The sequence below is a fragment of the uncultured Bacteroides sp. genome (assembly GCF_905207245.1).
Classification (GTDB): domain Bacteria; phylum Bacteroidota; class Bacteroidia; order Bacteroidales; family Bacteroidaceae; genus Bacteroides.
Window position 1 is genome coordinate 25407 of sequence record NZ_CAJLKP010000053.1, and the last position, 17869, is coordinate 43275.

Sequence of the window (17869 nt, forward strand, 5' to 3'; positions counted from 1 at the left end):
CATTCGCTTATCAGGTGAGTATCTTTATCCGTTTGCTTTCTTACCCTCTATACGAGCTATCAGGGCTTTAAGCTCATCTACCGACATGCCTTCTTCTTCAATAAATGTAGACACAACATTGGTATAGGAATTATTGTAATACTGCGCCACCACATCATTCAGTGCAGAGCGCTTATAGTCTTTATCGGATACGGCTGCGTAATATTGATAGGTATTACCATAAGGCCTGTACTTCACAAATCCTTTTTCCTCCAATCCGCGTACTAAAGTGGATACTGTGTTATAATGCGGTTTCGGCTCTTCATAAAAAGCCAGTAACTCACGGACAAACATCGGCCCGTGTTCCCAAAATATCCGCATGATTTCTTCTTCCTTTGCAGTCAATCGTTTCATAGTCTTTTTCTATTTATCGGTGTGAACAATGCAAAGATAGAAATAAGTTTTGAACAAACAACTAACACAACTAGTTATTCAACTAAAACAAGCAGTAGTTTAACTAATATTACCAGTAGATAATCAATATACCTTATTATATTTATGCCTTTTTCTTCTTCGGCAGTACCCGATTCAGTACAATATACCCCAATATTCCGGCAATAGCTGTGCCACACAACACCCCGAATTTGGCCTGATTCAGCAATTCAGGATAACTGCCGGAGAAAGAAAGATTGGCTATAAATAAAGATACGGTAAAGCCGATAACCACCAACAGCGATACCCCGGCAATGTTTTTCCAGTTCATGCCTTCGGGCATACGGGCAAGTCCGCTTTTAATAGTCAACCAGGTAAACAGGTAAATGCCCAGGAACTTGCCTAAGAGCAGCCCCAGCCCAACGGCAAGCCCTACATTTCCTATGACATCCTCCCCACCACTAAGCACTACTCCTGCATTGGCAAAAGCAAATAGGGGAAGAATAACAAAATTCACCGTTCCATGCAGGTTATCTTCTAAAGATTGCAATGGACTGATTACACGGTCCGAAGCCCTCTCCACCTGTTTCAACGTAGCAATCTGCTCATTAGTCAGCACGATGGTATCGGACTGTAGCACAGGAAAGGAACTGACAATAGCACGGATACGCCTTATGTATTTACCCGCATCCAGTCGCGGACGGGCAGGTATGACGAATGCCAGTATCACACCGGATATAGTGCTATGAATGCCGGATTGCAGGAACAGATACCAAATGATTACGCCAAAGAAAAGGAAGAAAATCTTTTGCGTCATGCCAAATTTACCCATATAATATAGGAATGTATAAAGTATGGCCGCCACAATCAAGTAACCGTAAGCAACCTCATTACTATAGAAAATAGCAATCACCAAAATACCGCCAATATCATCTACTACGGCAAAAGCTGTCAGAAATATTTTCAGGCTCAATGGCACCCGCTTACCCAGCAGACTGAGTACCCCCAAAGAAAAAGCAATATCTGTAGCCATAGGGATAGCCATACCTCGTGTTTCGGGAGTGCCGGAAGCTACCAGCAATGAATAAACGATAACCGGAAGTATCATACCTCCGCACGCCGCAATAAACGGCAGAATCGCCTTTCGGAAAGAAGACAACTCTCCCACTAATAATTCACGCTTAATCTCTAACCCTACAGCCAGAAAGAAAATCGTCATCAGGCAGTCATTGATAAACTCAATCATCGTCAGATTATGACCACCGTGCGAAAGCAAATTAAAATCACCTATACGCAAATGCAGTTCCTGCACCAGGAAACTCTGATATACTGGAGCTAACGAGGAATTGGCCACAACGGCAGCCAGAATAGCCGTCAGAAACAGTAGAACGCTCGCCACCACATTCAGTGATGAGATATTTTTCACAGTACGTAGAATAATCATTATATGTTTGATTTAAGTATTAGCTTCCCAAAAAGGGATTCCAACTTTGTTAATGAGCTATTCCTTATAGCTCATTAACGCCAGTTTTTTAACCCAAAGTACAAATATACCTGTTAATATTAAATTAAGCACAATAGTAAGTACGGAAATTACTAATGCCGGGCCACCCAAATTGTACCCCAATGCAATAAAGATAACTCCCGCCCCTACCTCACCACGGGTAAACATACCAATGGAAAGTGCCAGACGTTCACTCAATTTACGGTCGCGATAGAAGAATACCGGAAATAACTTACCTACATTGGAAAGCAACGACACCATGATGACATGTATGATAATCAGCACCCAAGGCATCATTTCCTGAGATCCGGTGACAGAAACCATTCCTGCCGCATCTCCTGAAAGACTGATTCCTTGAAGTGGAGGCATACTCATACCTACCAGAAACATGAAGATAAAGGAGATTCCCGTTGAAGCTTTCCGTTCCCAAGCGGTATCGATTTCTTTATGTTTCATAACCATGCCCAAGACAAATGCCGGAAGCAACACTTCAATATGAATACTGGCTTCTTCGCCGTATAAATTCTTAGTAATAAGATATAGGGATTGAGTGGCGGCAAACACCAGAACGGAATAAAAAAGAATAGCTTTCCAATCTTGCCTCATATTGTATTTACTCAGCTTCTTCCAACCGAAAGATAACAGCAAAAAAACAATAAAGATAATTACCAGCAACTGCCAGCGTGGTCCGATCATCATAATTTGCAGGGGAATCATCAACAGAATGGTATCCAGGTCGTCAAAGATGGCCAGCACCTGAATCTTTTTATAAATCCAACTGGATTTCAACCCGATAGCGGCTAACATCGTAAACAATATACCTGCGGAAGTAGGAGCAGCAAAACGACTCAGCAACAGATTTTCTTTCCATGCTTCCCAACTATTCCAATATTCGGGAGGAAGCAAAATAAAGATATAGTAAATAGCAATCAGGAACCAGGGCATGGCTGCCGTAGCCATTGCCACAAAATAATCTTTCGCATAAGTTTGCCAACGGGATTTATCCACCTCAAACTCACGCCCCACATTAATCATAATGAATCCCAAACAGATGTATAACAGCACATTGGATACTGTTTTCACCGTACCATAATCATTGCCTGACCACGCAGGAAGATATTGAGCCACAAAAAGGCCAACCACCAGGAAGGCCGAGAACGATAGAACTTTTCTCATTTATTATTAGTTAGAATTTGTCAACATAAAGGGGGATTGCCAAGACAGTCCTACAGAAAGAGAACAATCCCCCGGCTAATATGAATCAGCTTTTAGGCTTTTTTATATTAATCTAATTTCAATACCGCAAGGAACGCTTTCTGCGGCACTTCAACATTACCAATTTGCTTCATACGCTTCTTTCCTCTCTTCTGCTTCTCCAGCAACTTACGCTTACGGCTCACGTCACCACCGTAGCACTTAGCCGTTACATCCTTACGCACCGCCTTAATGGTTTCACGAGAGATGATTTTTGCTCCGATGGCAGCCTGAATAGCAATGTCAAACTGCTGTCTCGGAATCAAGTCTTTCAGCTTCTCGCACATGCGATGTCCCAAGTCGTAAGCATTGTCGAAATGTGTCAGTGTAGAAAGCGCATCCACCGGTTCGCCATTCAACAAGATATCCAGTTTTATCAACTTGGATGGACGGAAACCGCTGGCATGGTAATCAAAAGAGGCGTATCCTTTCGAGATACTTTTCAGTTTGTCGTAAAAGTCGATAACGATTTCTCCCAAAGGCATATCATAGTAAATCTCCACACGATTGCCTGAAATGTATTCCTGCTTCACCAGTTCGCCGCGTTTTCCCAGACACAATGTCATAATGGGACCTATATAATCGGTGGTTGTGATAACAGAAGCACGAATATAAGGCTCCTCAATACGATCTATCATTGTAGGGTCGGGCATGCTTCCGGGGTTATGCACCTCTGTCATATGTCCTTGTTTGTCGTAGATATTATAAGAAACGTTCGGTACGGTAGTTATCACGTTCATGTCGAATTCACGGTCAAGTCGTTCCTGCACAATCTCCATATGCAGCAATCCGAGGAAGCCGCAACGGAAACCAAAGCCCAGTGCCAACGAAGATTCCGGCTGGAAAGTCAGCGAAGCATCGTTCAATTGCAGTTTTTCCAAAGAAGAGCGCAAGTCTTCAAAGTCTTCCGCTTCAATGGGATACACGCCGGCAAAGACCATTGGCTTCACTTCCTCGAAACCGGCAATAGCCTCTTTGCACGGACGGGCAATGTGGGTAATGGTATCTCCCACTTTCACTTCTTTAGAAGTTTTAATACCGGAAATAATATATCCCACGTCTCCTGTACGTAGTTCCTGGCGTTGTACCATTTCCATCTTGAGTACCCCAACTTCATCGGCATCATACTCTTTACCGGTATTGAAGAACTTCACTTTATCTCCTTTACGAATCACACCATTCACTATCTTGAAGTAAGCAATGATGCCACGGAAAGAGTTGAATACGGAGTCAAAAATCAAAGCCTGCAACGGAGCTTCTTCGTCACCTTCGGGATGGGGAATACGCTCGACAACCGCTGCCAGAATTTCTTCCACACCCATACCCGTCTTACCAGACGCACGGATAATTTCGCTACGTTTACAGCCAAGCAATTCTACAATTTCATCCTCCACTTCATCAGGATTGGCACTCGCCATATCACATTTGTTGATAACCGGAATGATTTCCAAGTCATGCTCAATTGCCATGTAAAGGTTGGAAATGGTTTGAGCCTGTACACCTTGCGAAGCATCTACAATCAGCAACGCACCCTCACAGGCAGCAATGGAACGGGATACTTCATAAGAGAAGTCCACGTGTCCCGGAGTATCTATCAGATTCAGAACATATTTTTCACCATTGTATGTGTATTCCATCTGGATGGCATGGCTCTTAATGGTGATACCTCTCTCCTTTTCCAGATCCATATCATCAAGCATTTGTCCTCCGGTCACTTGTATAGTATTGGTAAATTCAAGCAAACGGTCGGCTAAAGTAGACTTACCATGGTCAATGTGGGCGATAATGCAAAAGTTACGTATATTCTTCATCTATGTTTATCCTAAATCGATTATCTAATTGTATTCACTCTAATTTTTCGTGCGCAAAGATAATGAAAAATATGAAAACTATTCCATCGTTGTGCTGTTATGTATGGACAATAACCTAAACCACTTAACTGAAATGAGAAAGTATATTATGTTTGCATGCACTCTTTTATTGCTTGCCGGATGTTCTAAAAACGAAATCATTATTTATGGTTCAACTCCCGAAAATGGAGAATCGGGGCATGGAGAATCCTCAAACGATTCTGAGGCACTCATCACATTTTCCGCTTCACTCGAAAGTCGGAAAGTGACCAGATCCATGTCGCCCATGCCCAAAGGGTTAGCCAGTCAGGTTTATGCCTTTAAAACAGCAGACAGTAATTTCAAGGAGCCGCTTGCCGAAGGTTTGTACACCACATCTTCCGCAGGCCTGTTGACAGGGCTGGACGGGTATAAAATGTTCCTTAGCAACGGTACATATAATATGTATGCATTCTCCAAAAATTCATCAACTTATCCCCCTGACATTACCAATGGCGTATCCGCTCCTTTAAAGAATGGCGTAGATTACCTGTGGTGGGAAAGCCTGCAACAAGATATAATGGCTTCACAAATTCAAATGCCCATCGTATTTCAACACGTGGCTTCCCAAGTAGTCATTGATTTGTCGGCAGGCGAAGGGTTAAAACTCGACAGCTTGGTTTCGGCAACTATTCTTCCGCCAACTCCGGGTGCCAGTCTTGACCTGCGTACCGGTATCATTGAAGCTACCACCACCTATGACACCACTCCACTCAACATGGGCAAAAACGGGTTTCTTGCACAAGTCATTGTCCTGCCAACACGTGCAACCAGCCCCATGTCAATGACCTTAAAAGTACTGGCTGACGGTGAAACCACTCCACGAACCTACACAGCCGCCATCCCTATTCCCGGCAAACTGGCAGGTGGATTCTCATACGTTTTCAGCGCCATTATCGACGGAAATTCCGTATCATTTCCCAATGTAAGCATCAAGGACTGGACGGAGGTGGATGAGTCCGGAAATCCCATTTACCCTATACAAAAATAAATAATTCAACTTACATCACTAAGATACAACAGCAAAGCAAAATGATGGAAATCAGAATATCCGAAATCAGAAAAGAATATACGAAAGGCAAGTTGACGCAATGTGTCATCAATGACAATCCTTTCAGGCAATTCGAAGAATGGCTCAATGAAGCCATCAATAGTAAAGAAGACGAGCCCACTGCTATGATAGTGGCAACTGTTTCGGCAGAAGGGCATCCTTCCACACGCACTGTCCTGCTGAAAGGATTAGATAATGATAAATTCATATTCTTTACGAATTATGAAAGCCGCAAAGGCCGGCAATTGGCTGGAAATCCATATATCTCCCTCTCTTTTGTGTGGCACAAACTCGAGAGGCAGGTGCACATTGAGGGAAGGGCTGAAAAATGCTCCGGCAAGGTATCGGATACCTACTTTGCAAACAGGCCCTATAAGAGTAAGATAGGTGCAAGAATATCTCCGCAAAGCCGGGTGATAAATAGCCGCATGGAAATTATGCGGGCTTTCGTAAAAGAGGTTTTCAAACTGGCAGGACACGAAATCAAACGTCCTGACAACTGGGGAGGCTTTGCCGTAACCCCTACCCGGTTCGAATTCTGGCAGGGACGGGAAAACCGCTTACACGACCGTATTCAATATATCCCTCTGAAAGACGGCAGTTGGAAACAGGAAAGGCTGGCCCCCTGAATTGTTCCAAGAGTATGGAACGGGATATAAAAAGAAGCGTTGATAACATTTTCATGTATCAACGCTTCTTTTTATAAGATAAATGTCACTCTCTCTTAAACCAACTTAACAAACAGTTCGCCTTCTACTTCCTGAGTAGAGATTTTTTCTTCTCTTAACAACCAGCCAAGGCCTAAGAACAAATCTTTGTCTACCAACTTAGTTGCTTTCTTGATTTGTTTAGCAGTTAAACCTTCAGTCTCATTCAGTGCATTCCAAATTTTTCCTGCAGTTTCACCAGCTTTTTCTTTCAACATTTTCTTTTGTTTTTAGTTATACATGCTTCATCTAAATTCTCTCATTGAGGAGGTTCAGATTTTATTTCAGGGGCAAAGATAGTTATTTTTATGTTATATAACACGTTATTATCCGTTTTTTTGCATTATATGTCATAAAAAGAGCATTTTTTCAGCGAGTAAGACCAAAAGTTATAATCCATTCTATTGAAACAGACGGTCTGTTTAGCCCAAACAGATGGTCCGTTTGCCCTCAACAGATGGTCTGTTCGGGTCAAATAGACCGTCTGTTTTCAAGATACTCAGCCCATATACGTGCAGCTTCCTCTACCATCCTGGCACAGGGGCGTTTAGCATAATATTGTTCTGTACGTTCTTCGGGGGTTGAAACTCCTTCGGGTTTCTTCAAGCCTAATAATTCGGCACAGATGGTAGAACCGTTCCGCTTCCTGAATTCATCAGCCAGCTCCTGCACCAAAGCATAATTGGCGCCTTTTCCTTCCCGGTCTTTAGGGTCTGTGGCACCAGTCTCTAACCCGGCAAGCAAAAACATGCCGCATGCAGCGCCACACGTCTGTCTCATCCTGCCTATGCCACCGCCGAAAGAGGCTGCCATACGAGCTGCTTGTTCCTCTGTAAACCCATACATATCGGCAAAAGCGAGCACAACGGACTGGGAACAATTAAAGCCACTCTTAAAGTTTTCTACTGCTTTCTCAATTCTTTCTTCAAACATTGCTCCTCTCCCCTCTTTATCCTTCTATTTCCAACAACATGGGACAATGATCGGAATGTACGGCATCATTCAGTATACGCGCCTCTTTCAGCATCGGACGCACCGGCTCGGTCACCATACAATAATCAATACGCCATCCTTTATTCTTAGCACGTGAGTTGAAGCGGTAGCTCCACCAAGTATATTCCTGCTGTTCGGGATGCAACACACGGAAAGTGTCTATAAAGCCCGCATTCAGAAAGCGCGTCATCCATTCCCGCTCTTCCGGCAAAAAGCCACTATTGGTAGCGTTACGGATAGGGTCATGAATATCTATTGCTTCATGACAGATATTATAATCACCACAAAGAATCAATTTCGGGCGCGACTTTCGCAGTTCCGTCACATATTCCTGAAACTTTTCCAGCCATACCATCTTAAATGCCTGACGTTCGTCTCCACTGGTTCCTGACGGATGATAAACGCTAACAACAGATATATCACCATAATCGGCGCGGATGAAACGACCCTCATTATCATATTCCTCCATACCCATGCCGTATTCTACATGATCCGGTTCCTGCTTGCTAAGAATGGCAACCCCGCTATAGCCTTTTTTCTGCGCGGAGTACAGATAATGCTTATACCCTTTCAAGGCTTCTCCCGGATACTGGTCCGGTTGCAATTTCGTTTCCTGAATGCACACTACGTCAGCTTGTTCCTGTTCCAACCATTCCGGTAAACCTTTACTAACAGCGGCACGTAGTCCGTTTACGTTGTATGTAATAATCTTCATATTATTTATTTTTTTGTATTATACTCTACGACAATTCAGATATCAATAACATTATATTCAACACCGTTACAATACCGGCAATAGCATAAAGCACAAAACTGCTCCACTTACTGTTGACGTATTGTCCCATCACTTTACGGGAAGATGTCAGTCCCACTTGCAGAAAGACGGTAAACGGCAACTGTATACTCAGCACCATCTGCGAAATCAGCAACCCTTTAAAAGGATCTCCGATAAAAAATATCAGTAACAATGCGATGCCCAATGAAAGCAGCACACCCACCTGCGAGTGACTATCCTTAATATGATAAGACTCTCCGAAAATACCGGCGAAGATAGAACCTGCTGCCATACCGCTGGTTATAGTAGAAGATATACCAGCCATCAGCAATGCCAAGGCAAACACTACAGCCGCACTGCTTCCAAGTAAGGGTTCCAACAACGATTTCGCCTGTTGCAGTTCTTCAACCTGGATGCCACTCTTAAAAAAAGTGGCAGCAGCCAGCAATATCATGGCACTATTGATAGCCCAGCCCACAATCATAGAAAAGAGCGTATCAAATAATTCATATTTCAAAACTTTCCGTATAGAAGAATCATCCTGTTTATTATATTCGTGACTCTGAATCACCTCCGAATGCAAAAACAGGTTATGAGGCATCACAACCGCTCCCAGCACACTCATAATTATCAGCATACTTCCTCTCGGAAATGCAGGTGTCACCCATCCTTCCACAGCCAATGGCCAGTCAATCTTCACCAGAAACAGCTCATAAATAAAGGAAAGCCCAATAACAGAAACAAACGCAATAATGGAGCGTTCAATCTTCTTATACGAGTTTGTGAAAAGCATAATCACCACAAAAACCGTTGTCAATATGGCTCCCCAGATTATCGGAATGTCAAAAAGCATTTCCAATGCAATGGCCCCTCCCAGAATCTCAGCAAGCGAAGTCGAAATGGACGCCAGCACCGCAGTACCCAGAATTGGACGGGACACCCACTTAGGAGTATACTTTGTGGCTGCTTCCGATAAACACAAACCGGTCACAATACCCAAGTGAGCCACATTGTGTTGCAATACAATCAGCATAATCGTTGACAAAGTCACCACCCATAACAGGGAATAACCAAATTCCGAACCTGCTGCAAAATTAGAAGCCCAGTTTCCCGGATCAATAAAACCAACCGTCACCAGAAGTCCCGGTCCGATATATTTAAATACGTCCAGACCACCCAGATACCTCTTGTGGTCTTTACGTTTCAAGTCTTTCAGAATATTTTTCATTGTTCGTTCTTTTAATGGCGTAAAATTACGAAATAATAACAAGCGATACATACTTTCAGTTCAAAAAAGAAGCCCCCGGTATTTTGAAATACCGAGGGCGAACCTATGTTTTCTGAAAGTACAGGGATTTAGTTAGAATCCCATTTCATGCAGTGCCCGACATAACTGATCCGGACAAGAAGTAGAGCGTCTTCCGCAACGGATACCTTCCAGGCGAGAGATAACATCACTCACCGGCATTCCCTTCACCAACCGGGAAACACCTTGCAAATTACCGTTACAACCTCCCCAAAATGCAATATCCGTTATTATATTATCTTCTATTTCCAATTCGATATGAGAGCTACACGTACCTTGAGTCTTATAAGTATACTTCATTACTCTTCACTCTCCTCCGGCTTCATGTTGGTATAAACCGTTTGCACGTCATCAAATTCTTCGAGGCGTTCTATCATCTTATCGAGAGTTTCACGTTGCTCGGGAGTCACCTCCTTCGTATCGTTCGGAATATAGGTGAACTCACCGCCGACATCCTCAAAGCCAAACTCTTCCAAATGCTTCTGGATAGCTGCATAACTCTTCGGATCACCATAAATAGTGATTGTACCTTCTTCTTCATCCTCTTCAAACTCATCATCTACATCATAATCAATCAAATCGAGGATAAGTTCTTCCATATCTATGCCATCCTTCTTCTTGAAAGTAAACATGCATTTATGGTCGAACAGGAAAGCTAATGAGCCCATAGTGCCCAGGTTGCCGCCAAACTTATTGAATACGGAACGAACATCGGCAACTGTACGAGTGGTGTTATCGGTCAATGTATCTACAAATACAGCAATACCATGGGGGCCGTATCCTTCATAAGTCATTCCTTTATAGTCGCTCTGATCCTTACCCATCGCGTTCTTGATAGCGCGGTCAATGTTATCCTTTGGCATGTTCTCACGCTTGCAGGTAGCAATCACCGAACGTAAAGTCGGATTATTTTCCGGCTCCGGGCCACCGGCCTTCACAGCAATAGCAATTTGTTTACCCAGTCTTGTAAAGGTCTTTGCCATATGACCCCATCTTTTCAATTTGGCAGCTTTTCTATATTCAAATGCTCTTCCCATTGGTTTTATATTTTAATTATTTAATTATTAATTAGCGTAGCTTTGCATCCAGCTTATCTTCCAGGTTCTTCACGAGTTTCGACATGATTTTATCAATCATTTTGTCGTTCAACGTCTGTGTTTCATCCTGCAACAAGAAGCTCACAGCATACGATTTCTTACCTGCTTCCAGATTCTTGCCTTCATAAACGTCGAAGAGGGAAACTTCTTTCAGCAACTTCTTCTCCGTCTCGTAAGCAATCTTTTCGATTTCGGCGAATTGTACCTTCTTGTCAATCAGCAAGGCAAGATCACGCTTCACAGCCGGGAACTTAGAAATTTCCGTATAGCTGATCTTCACAGAGCGAATAGCTTTCATCAGCTCCTTCCAATTCAGGTCAGCATAATATACTTCATTGTCAATATCGAAAGCTTTTAGAATCTTCTTCGTTACAACACCGAATGTTGCAAGGCGCTTTCCACCTTTAGTTTGTACAGACAAAGCGGTGGCATAAATATCATCCGTCAGATTGCCTACCACCAGATTCCTCATATTCAATCCTAAACGGAGGAAAATATTCTCTACGTAAGCTTTCAGTTCATACACAGAACTTTCTTCATCAGAGTGCGCCCACGAATTGGATACTTTCTTTCCTGTTACCCACAAGCCGAGATGATAATTCTCGGTATAAGCAGCCAATGACTTTTCCGGATTCTTCTTTTCCTCATTGAAATAGTAGCAATTTCCGAATTCGAAGAACTTCAGGTCGGCATTCTTGCGGTTGGCATTGTGAGAGATGCTTTCCAAACCACCGAACAGTAAAGTCTGGCGCATAGCATTCAGGTCCGTACTCAACGGGTTCAGCAACATCACCAAATTCCGGGAAGGATAAGTTTCCATTCCGTCATAATAAGCGGCACGAGTCAATGAATTGTTCAGAATTTCATTGAATCCACAACCCACCAACTGTTCAGCTACAAGGTTCTGCAACTTGTTCGACTTATCATGTTCTCCCTTCGTTGTCAAACTGGACTTCAATGTGGACGGAATTTCCACATTATTATATCCGTAAATGCGAAGAATATCTTCAATGACATCGCAATCGCGCTGTACGTCTACACGATAAGGCGGCACTGCCAGTGTCAATCCTTCCACCGTCTCATTGGTTATTTTCATTTCCAGACTGGAAACAATGCTCTTGATTGTTTCTACCGGAATCACTTTACCTACCAATGAATTTACTTTTTCATAAGCCAGTTCTACAATGAAGTCCTGAGCAGGAGCTACACATACATCCTTAATATCAGAAGATATAGTGCCGCCAGCCAACTCTTTCACCATCATGGCAGCCAGTTTCAGGCAGTAAATAGTGATATTGGGATCAATACCTCTTTCGAATCGGAAAGAAGCATCTGTATTCAATCCATGACGACGGGCAGTCTTACGTACCCATGTCGGGTGGAAATAAGCGCTTTCCAGGAAGACATCTTTAGTCATTTCCGTAGAACCGGAATCCAAACCACCGAATACACCGGCAATACACATCGGTTTTTCCTTATCACAAATCATCAGGTCGCGGTCGGACAATTTACGTTCCACACCATCCAGTGTGACGAACGGAGTTCCCTCGGGCATTGTCTTCACGATGACTTCACCACCTTTTATTTTATCTGCATCAAAGCAGTGCAGCGGTTGGCCGAATGCATGAACGATATAGTTCGTGATGTCTACCACATTATTAATAGGACGCAATCCGATGATACGAAGCTTATTCTGCAACCATTCCGGACTTTCTTTCACCGTTACGCCTTTCACCGTTACGCCGGCATAGCGAGGACATGCTTCGCTGTTTTCTACTGTAACCTTGATATCCAAATCATGGTTTTCAACTGCAAAAGCATCTACCAACGGTTTCTTCAAAGAAGTCGGTTTGTTATTCTGCACCAGATAAGCATACAAATCACGGGCCACGCCATAGTGCGAACAAGCGTCGGCACGATTCGGAGTGATATCCACTTCCAGTACGTAGTCGCTCTTGATGTTATAGTAATCCTTGGCAAGAGTACCTGGAACAGCATCAGCCGGCAATACGATGATGCCTGCATGGTCCGTACCGATACCAATTTCATCTTCAGCACAAATCATGCCGATAGACTCCACACCTCGGAGCTTAGACTTCTTAATCGTAAAACATTCATCCCCGTCATAGAGTTTCGCACCCAATGTGGCAACTACCACTTTCTGACCGGCAGCCACATTCGGCGCACCGCATACAATCTGTACAGGCTCACCCTGTCCCAGGTTTACAGTAGTCACGTGCATGTGGTCTGAATTCGGATGAGGAACGCATGTCAGCACTTCACCGATTACGAGACCTTCCAGTCCGCCTTTAATTGTTTGCACTTCTTCTACACCACCTGTTTCCAAGCCAATAGAAGTTAATGCAGCCGCAACTTCTTCGGGTGTCAAATCGAAATCGACATACTCTTTCAACCAATTATAAGAGATATTCATATCATTAATTTTTTATTGTTTCCAAAAGTGACCCGCAAAGGTAATAAGATTTTTTGGGTTGGGGGGAATAATATATCAAGAAATCTTTGATAGGATATATTCTTTTACTTGCTCCCAAGACTGATTCACAAACATATCAGGCATTGGATCGTTTTCTGCATCATCAAAGTAAACAAGGCTTTTCATCGCCATGAATATCGAGCCATCATTGTATTTCTCTGAATAAAAACTTAAGATTTCATCCAGAGAAAAACGACGCAATAAGAATGCAATATCAATAAAATCTTTCTTAGTTCCCCGCCCTACAACAGCTGTTATCTTCATTGCAGCAATATCCCTAAAACTCGCCATGCGGATTCCCTGTTTTAGGACCACCTTATCAAGCCACAGATATTTATAGTTCACAACATCCACTTTTATGCCGTCTATTAAATAAATATGTATATGAGAAGATTCTTTCAAGATAGTAAGAGTTGCCACATCCTTTATAGCATCAACTAATTCTTGAGTACTACAGCTTACTGTACCAAAAAAATCTAAGTCGATAGATTTCCGGTGCCCCAATTGTAAAGCAAGTGCTGTGCCACCTACTAATCGTGTTTCACGAAGTTCTGGAAGTTGCTGTAACTTTTTTAAAAGTTCCAGTGTTGAGGGTTCAATTGTCGATAAGTGTAACATCTGAACTGTTCTTTAGGCGTTTTAGATATAGCAGAAATATAAGCTAAAGCACGAGGTTCCAAGTCTCTCATTTCCTTGGTTACTTCAACAATCTTAGCCAATCCGTAATATTCTCGAATCAACCTCCAATCCTTCAGCAAACCATACTCCAACACTCTTTTGATTATATACTCAAAATGTTTATCAAGATCCATATCCTCCCTACGCACATCCCAGAAAAGATGAGCAGAAAACATATTTATATATTGATTTGCAGATACCATCAGCCTTAGTTTTTTTTGCAAAGATATAATTTTTACTCAATTAATAGTCATCATATCAACAAAACAACTTATTGAAAGTTTAAGAGCTTATTTAAATATTTAGAACGGTAACGGTCCATCCGTCCCCACTCCACCAAACGGATTATCTGTTTGAGGCACAAAATCAGCCGGTGGCGGCACAGTGCCATCACTTTCCATATTCATTTTTGAGACTAACAAACCTCCACTACCATCCACCGGTTGCGGAATCACCATATCATCTTCCGGATTTTGGAAACGAGTGAACTGTCCAATAAAGCGCAGACGCACATCGCCTACCGCACCATTACGATGTTTGGCAATAATAATCTCCGCCATACCACGCAAATCAGTACCATCCTGCGAAGTATAAATCTTATAATATTCCGGACGGTGAATGAAACATACCATATCGGCATCCTGCTCAATGGCTCCCGATTCACGCAAGTCGCTCAACTGCGGACGTTTTCCCTCTTCACCTTCACGATTTTCTACACCACGGTTCAACTGCGACAAGGCTATAATAGGAATGTTCAACTCCTTTGCCAACCCCTTCAACGAACGCGAAATGGTACTTACCTCTTCCTGACGACTACCAAATGACATACCGCTCGCATTCATCAACTGAAGGTAGTCAATAATAATAATTCTCACCCCATGCTCGCGCACCAGACGACGTGCCTTTGTACGAAGTTCAAACACAGACAAAGAAGGCGTATCATCTACATACAACGGAGCATCCAGAAGGTCACGCAGTTTATAATCCAATTGTTGCCACTCATAATCTGCCAACTGCCCACTCTTTATTTTCTCACTCGGAATTTCACATGCATTGGAAATCAAACGGTTCACCAACTGCACGTTGCTCATTTCAAGTGAAAACACGGCTACCGGATTACGATAGTTTACTGCAATATTCTTTGCCATAGAGAGCACGAACGCCGTTTTACCCATGGCCGGACGGGCAGCTATAATGATAAGGTCAGATCTTTGCCAACCGGAAGTCATTTTATCGAGCTTGGTAAAACCGCTTTCCAAACCACTTAAACCGTCAGTACGGGCAGCCGCAGTCTGAATCAATTGATAAGCCTCAGCAATTACAGGATTAATCTGTGTATAATCCTTTTTCATATTCTGCTGGGAAATCTCAAACAGTCTTCCCTCAGCCTCCTGCATCAAGTCGTCTACGTCCAGAGTTTCGTCAAAGGCTTTACTCTGTACATTACTGGTAAAGGTAATCAGTTCACGAGCCAACGCTTTCTGGGCAATGATACGGGCATGATATTCAATATGCGCCGAAGATGCTACTTTACTGCTTAACTGGGTGATGTAGAAAGGACCACCCACCTCTTCCAGATCGCCGCGTTTGGCAAGCTGTTCTTTCACGGTAAGAATATCCACCGGCTTCTGATTCACAGCCAGGTCGGTGATAGCGGAATAAATCAACTGGTGCCGGTGTTCGTAAAAAGACTCCGGACGTAGAATTTCGCTTACCAGTGAATAAGCGTCTTTCTCTATCATCAATGCTCCCAATACAGCTTCTTCCAATTCCGGTGCTTGCGGTTGAATACGCCCATAATCGGTCACGGGCTGCACTTTGTTTTTGGAATTGCTCCGGGGAGTTCTTTTCTGTTCTGCCATTTTTTAGAATACTATGAATTATAAATTATCTGCAGCCTTTTCTACTGATATTTTTCAGAAAAGGGGATGGCAAAGATAATGCTTATAAATCAAAACTTCCCCAATTCTGCCAAACAAAAAAAGAGCTATTCCCGAAAAAACGGGAATAGCTCTTTACATCACATCAACCTATATTTTAGATCGTCATTGCCTGTCCGCCAATCACACCTGCAACGGCACTGGCTATGGCAATTATCACTTTTAATATTACATTCCAACTCGTTTTCTTCATAGCGATTTTTTTTAATTCCTAAATATTCAATTCATCCAATTATCCAAGAGGATTATCCTCCAGTCCATCGTCGCCCGAGTCACCACCCGAGCCGCTGCCTGAACCACCTCCCGAAGGAACATTCGATAAACCTTTCAGATAATCATCCAGACTTACCAAATCCAGTTTTTCACCGGCACGGGTAGCTGTCTTGTTGATTTTCAGCTCTTTATTAGCCTGAAAGCAAATACGGACACTATCCACACTCTTGGCAGTCACGTCTTCGGCTTTCTCTTCTCCTTTCGACTTGGCAGCCAACATAAACACTCCCAATCCTGTAATATTCACTGTTTTGCCTTCCAGCAACTGCTCCTTCAGTTTTTCCACGAAGTTCTGCATCGTGCTTCGGATATCACCGATAGAAAGTGAAGAACGATCCTGCATCTTCTGAGCTATGAAGTTCAGGTCTACACTCTGTCCTAACGTTATTAACTGCGGAAAAAACTTTTTGGGAGAATTCTCAACCCGAGGGTCCGACGGTCTCTCTACCGTCCTAAAAATTGCACTCATACTTTTTCATTTAGAGATTTAAATTCTGTTTTTTAATTCACTTTGTTGATCAACAATGATGCAAAGGTGAGGATTAAATCTCTAATAAAAGAAGGAAAAAGAGTGATGAGAGCAGTTTTTCTGAGAAAAGTTATAAGTAGCTAAAAATCAGCAAAGATAGATAATCAAAATAAATCAGAATGTGACCCGGTACGCACTAAAGTCACTATTTTTAATGAAGAATTCAAGCTGTAAATCAACAACCAATCAGGGGTTACATGACATTCGCGAAAGCCATTATAATTACCACTTAATACATGATCTCGATTTTTTGCAGGCAATTCTTTACCTGTTATTAATTTTAATATAACCTCATTAAGTTTACTTTCATCAAGCCCTCTTTTCCTAGCCAACTTTAAATCTTTCAGATATTGGCGGGTAAATTCTAATTCATATTTCATTTCACTTTCTCCAAATACTCCTCAAAACTTTTGCACTTTATGGTACGTCCTTCTTTCACATCCCGCATTGCGCGTAAAGTAGTCTCATTGAGAGAAGTCTCCGCTTTCTTAACAGAAATATTCCCCACTCCCCGCAACATTTTTATTGCTTTCTTCAAATCTGGCAACAAGCTTGCATCTTCTATTGTCACTATTAACTGCGTCATATATAAATTCTCCTTTCTGTTACAAAGATACCACAAATTACGGAATCGTCAAGAAATTAAATATTTTATTTGAGAACTGTTATGAAACTAGATTTCGCACAACACGCTTTTATTTGTTCTACAATGCAGGCAACGTCTTCATCCGTCACCCAAGGACCGGCAGGAATACACAAACCCATATTGAATAAACGTTCTGAAACACCATTCACATAGCGAGGATTATTCGCATAGACAGGCTGAAGGTGCATAGGTTTCCACAAAGGACGAGTCTCAATACCTTTGGCATCAAGTTGTACACGAACTTCGTCATAATTAGTACCGGTCTTCTCAGGATCAATCAGAATCGTAGACAACCAATAATTGGCATTGAAACGATCGTCAG

At 42.5% G+C, this 17869-nt stretch carries 21 protein-coding genes; 2 read left to right on the forward strand and 19 right to left on the reverse strand.

Going from position 1 to position 17869, the window contains the following annotated elements:
* Positions 1 to 24 precede the first annotated feature (24 nt).
* From QZ135_RS15820 to lepA, 4 genes are all read right to left on the reverse strand, one after another.
* Complete coding sequence (locus tag QZ135_RS15820) at positions 25 to 393, reverse strand: BlaI/MecI/CopY family transcriptional regulator (protein ID WP_009128342.1); 369 nt, start codon at positions 391 to 393, stop codon at positions 25 to 27.
* Between the two features lie 142 nt (positions 394 to 535).
* Positions 536 to 1855: a Na+/H+ antiporter NhaA gene (gene nhaA / locus QZ135_RS15825; protein ID WP_294611319.1), complete on the reverse strand. Its 1320-nt coding sequence runs from the start codon at positions 1853 to 1855 to the stop codon at positions 536 to 538.
* Between the two features lie 57 nt (positions 1856 to 1912).
* Positions 1913 to 3091: a sodium:proton antiporter gene (locus QZ135_RS15830; RefSeq protein ID WP_294611322.1), complete on the reverse strand. Its 1179-nt coding sequence runs from the start codon at positions 3089 to 3091 to the stop codon at positions 1913 to 1915.
* A gap of 107 nt (positions 3092 to 3198) precedes the next feature.
* On the reverse strand, positions 3199 to 4980 hold the full coding sequence (gene lepA, locus QZ135_RS15835; protein ID WP_294611325.1) for a translation elongation factor 4: 1782 nt from the start codon (positions 4978 to 4980) through the stop codon (positions 3199 to 3201).
* A 133-nt stretch (positions 4981 to 5113) separates the two neighbouring features.
* On the opposite strand from lepA, the gene QZ135_RS15840 reads away from it, so the two are divergent.
* Complete coding sequence (locus QZ135_RS15840) at positions 5114 to 6049, forward strand: fimbrillin family protein (RefSeq protein WP_294611329.1); 936 nt, start codon at positions 5114 to 5116, stop codon at positions 6047 to 6049.
* A gap of 44 nt (positions 6050 to 6093) precedes the next feature.
* Positions 6094 to 6738 (forward strand): pyridoxamine 5'-phosphate oxidase, encoded by a 645-nt coding sequence (gene pdxH / locus QZ135_RS15845; protein WP_294611373.1) that lies wholly within the window; start codon positions 6094 to 6096, stop codon positions 6736 to 6738.
* Between the two features lie 95 nt (positions 6739 to 6833).
* Here pdxH and QZ135_RS15850 read toward each other — a convergent pair whose 3' ends face one another.
* The 15 genes from QZ135_RS15850 to QZ135_RS15920 all read right to left on the reverse strand — a co-directional run.
* Positions 6834 to 7034, reverse strand: a complete 201-nt coding sequence (locus QZ135_RS15850) for a winged helix-turn-helix domain-containing protein (protein WP_009128350.1) — start codon at positions 7032 to 7034, stop codon at positions 6834 to 6836.
* Positions 7035 to 7287: 253 nt separating this feature from the next.
* A complete protein-coding gene (locus tag QZ135_RS15855) occupies positions 7288 to 7749 on the reverse strand; it encodes a C-GCAxxG-C-C family protein (protein WP_294611333.1) in 462 nt (153 codons plus the stop codon).
* A gap of 16 nt (positions 7750 to 7765) precedes the next feature.
* On the reverse strand, positions 7766 to 8524 hold the full coding sequence (locus QZ135_RS15860) for an exodeoxyribonuclease III (RefSeq protein WP_294611336.1): 759 nt from the start codon (positions 8522 to 8524) through the stop codon (positions 7766 to 7768).
* Positions 8525 to 8549: 25 nt separating this feature from the next.
* Entirely contained in the window at positions 8550 to 9812 is a 1263-nt protein-coding gene (locus QZ135_RS15865) for an Nramp family divalent metal transporter (RefSeq protein WP_294611340.1), read from the reverse strand.
* Positions 9813 to 9944: 132 nt separating this feature from the next.
* Positions 9945 to 10190 (reverse strand): TIGR03905 family TSCPD domain-containing protein, encoded by a 246-nt coding sequence (locus tag QZ135_RS15870; RefSeq protein ID WP_294611343.1) that lies wholly within the window; start codon positions 10188 to 10190, stop codon positions 9945 to 9947.
* Positions 10190 to 10927, reverse strand: coding sequence for a YebC/PmpR family DNA-binding transcriptional regulator (locus QZ135_RS15875; RefSeq protein WP_294611346.1), 738 nt, complete (start codon positions 10925 to 10927; stop codon positions 10190 to 10192). The genes QZ135_RS15870 and QZ135_RS15875 overlap by 1 nt, the downstream gene beginning before the upstream one ends.
* A 31-nt stretch (positions 10928 to 10958) precedes the next feature.
* A complete protein-coding gene (pheT, locus tag QZ135_RS15880) occupies positions 10959 to 13421 on the reverse strand; it encodes a phenylalanine--tRNA ligase subunit beta (RefSeq protein WP_294611349.1) in 2463 nt (820 codons plus the stop codon).
* Between the two features lie 75 nt (positions 13422 to 13496).
* Positions 13497 to 14099: a nucleotidyl transferase AbiEii/AbiGii toxin family protein gene (locus tag QZ135_RS15885; RefSeq protein ID WP_294611352.1), complete on the reverse strand. Its 603-nt coding sequence runs from the start codon at positions 14097 to 14099 to the stop codon at positions 13497 to 13499.
* Positions 14054 to 14362, reverse strand: coding sequence for a hypothetical protein (locus QZ135_RS15890; RefSeq protein ID WP_294611355.1), 309 nt, complete (start codon positions 14360 to 14362; stop codon positions 14054 to 14056). The genes QZ135_RS15885 and QZ135_RS15890 overlap by 46 nt, the downstream gene beginning before the upstream one ends.
* Before the next feature lie 99 nt (positions 14363 to 14461).
* Positions 14462 to 16021: a replicative DNA helicase gene (gene dnaB / locus QZ135_RS15895; protein WP_294611358.1), complete on the reverse strand. Its 1560-nt coding sequence runs from the start codon at positions 16019 to 16021 to the stop codon at positions 14462 to 14464.
* A gap of 175 nt (positions 16022 to 16196) precedes the next feature.
* Positions 16197 to 16292 (reverse strand): smalltalk protein, encoded by a 96-nt coding sequence (locus QZ135_RS15900; protein ID WP_009128363.1) that lies wholly within the window; start codon positions 16290 to 16292, stop codon positions 16197 to 16199.
* A gap of 39 nt (positions 16293 to 16331) precedes the next feature.
* A complete protein-coding gene (locus QZ135_RS15905) occupies positions 16332 to 16841 on the reverse strand; it encodes an HU family DNA-binding protein (protein ID WP_294611361.1) in 510 nt (169 codons plus the stop codon).
* A 164-nt stretch (positions 16842 to 17005) separates the two neighbouring features.
* Positions 17006 to 17281, reverse strand: coding sequence for a type II toxin-antitoxin system YafQ family toxin (locus QZ135_RS15910; RefSeq protein ID WP_294611364.1), 276 nt, complete (start codon positions 17279 to 17281; stop codon positions 17006 to 17008).
* Entirely contained in the window at positions 17278 to 17487 is a 210-nt protein-coding gene (locus QZ135_RS15915; RefSeq protein ID WP_118223559.1) for a hypothetical protein, read from the reverse strand. The genes QZ135_RS15910 and QZ135_RS15915 overlap by 4 nt, the downstream gene beginning before the upstream one ends.
* A 65-nt stretch (positions 17488 to 17552) precedes the next feature.
* A partial coding sequence (locus QZ135_RS15920) for a DegT/DnrJ/EryC1/StrS family aminotransferase (RefSeq protein ID WP_294611367.1) occupies positions 17553 to 17869 on the reverse strand: 317 nt, incomplete at its 5' end.

Coding starts and splice junctions, on each gene's coding strand:
- QZ135_RS15820 (WP_009128342.1), bottom strand. CDS start 393: ATGAAACGATTGACTGCAAAGGAAGAAGAAATCATGCGGATATTTTGG.
- nhaA (WP_294611319.1), bottom strand. CDS start 1,855: ATGATTATTCTACGTACTGTGAAAAATATCTCATCACTGAATGTGGTG.
- QZ135_RS15830 (WP_294611322.1), bottom strand. CDS start 3,091: ATGAGAAAAGTTCTATCGTTCTCGGCCTTCCTGGTGGTTGGCCTTTTT.
- lepA (WP_294611325.1), bottom strand. CDS start 4,980: ATGAAGAATATACGTAACTTTTGCATTATCGCCCACATTGACCATGGT.
- QZ135_RS15840 (WP_294611329.1), top strand. CDS start 5,114: ATGAGAAAGTATATTATGTTTGCATGCACTCTTTTATTGCTTGCCGGA.
- pdxH (WP_294611373.1), top strand. CDS start 6,094: ATGGAAATCAGAATATCCGAAATCAGAAAAGAATATACGAAAGGCAAG.
- QZ135_RS15850 (WP_009128350.1), bottom strand. CDS start 7,034: ATGTTGAAAGAAAAAGCTGGTGAAACTGCAGGAAAAATTTGGAATGCA.
- QZ135_RS15855 (WP_294611333.1), bottom strand. CDS start 7,749: ATGTTTGAAGAAAGAATTGAGAAAGCAGTAGAAAACTTTAAGAGTGGC.
- QZ135_RS15860 (WP_294611336.1), bottom strand. CDS start 8,524: ATGAAGATTATTACATACAACGTAAACGGACTACGTGCCGCTGTTAGT.
- QZ135_RS15865 (WP_294611340.1), bottom strand. CDS start 9,812: ATGAAAAATATTCTGAAAGACTTGAAACGTAAAGACCACAAGAGGTAT.
- QZ135_RS15870 (WP_294611343.1), bottom strand. CDS start 10,190: ATGAAGTATACTTATAAGACTCAAGGTACGTGTAGCTCTCATATCGAA.
- QZ135_RS15875 (WP_294611346.1), bottom strand. CDS start 10,927: ATGGGAAGAGCATTTGAATATAGAAAAGCTGCCAAATTGAAAAGATGG.
- pheT (WP_294611349.1), bottom strand. CDS start 13,421: ATGAATATCTCTTATAATTGGTTGAAAGAGTATGTCGATTTCGATTTG.
- QZ135_RS15885 (WP_294611352.1), bottom strand. CDS start 14,099: ATGTTACACTTATCGACAATTGAACCCTCAACACTGGAACTTTTAAAA.
- QZ135_RS15890 (WP_294611355.1), bottom strand. CDS start 14,362: ATGGTATCTGCAAATCAATATATAAATATGTTTTCTGCTCATCTTTTC.
- dnaB (WP_294611358.1), bottom strand. CDS start 16,021: ATGGCAGAACAGAAAAGAACTCCCCGGAGCAATTCCAAAAACAAAGTG.
- QZ135_RS15900 (WP_009128363.1), bottom strand. CDS start 16,292: ATGAAGAAAACGAGTTGGAATGTAATATTAAAAGTGATAATTGCCATA.
- QZ135_RS15905 (WP_294611361.1), bottom strand. CDS start 16,841: ATGAGTGCAATTTTTAGGACGGTAGAGAGACCGTCGGACCCTCGGGTT.
- QZ135_RS15910 (WP_294611364.1), bottom strand. CDS start 17,281: ATGAAATATGAATTAGAATTTACCCGCCAATATCTGAAAGATTTAAAG.
- QZ135_RS15915 (WP_118223559.1), bottom strand. CDS start 17,487: ATGACGCAGTTAATAGTGACAATAGAAGATGCAAGCTTGTTGCCAGAT.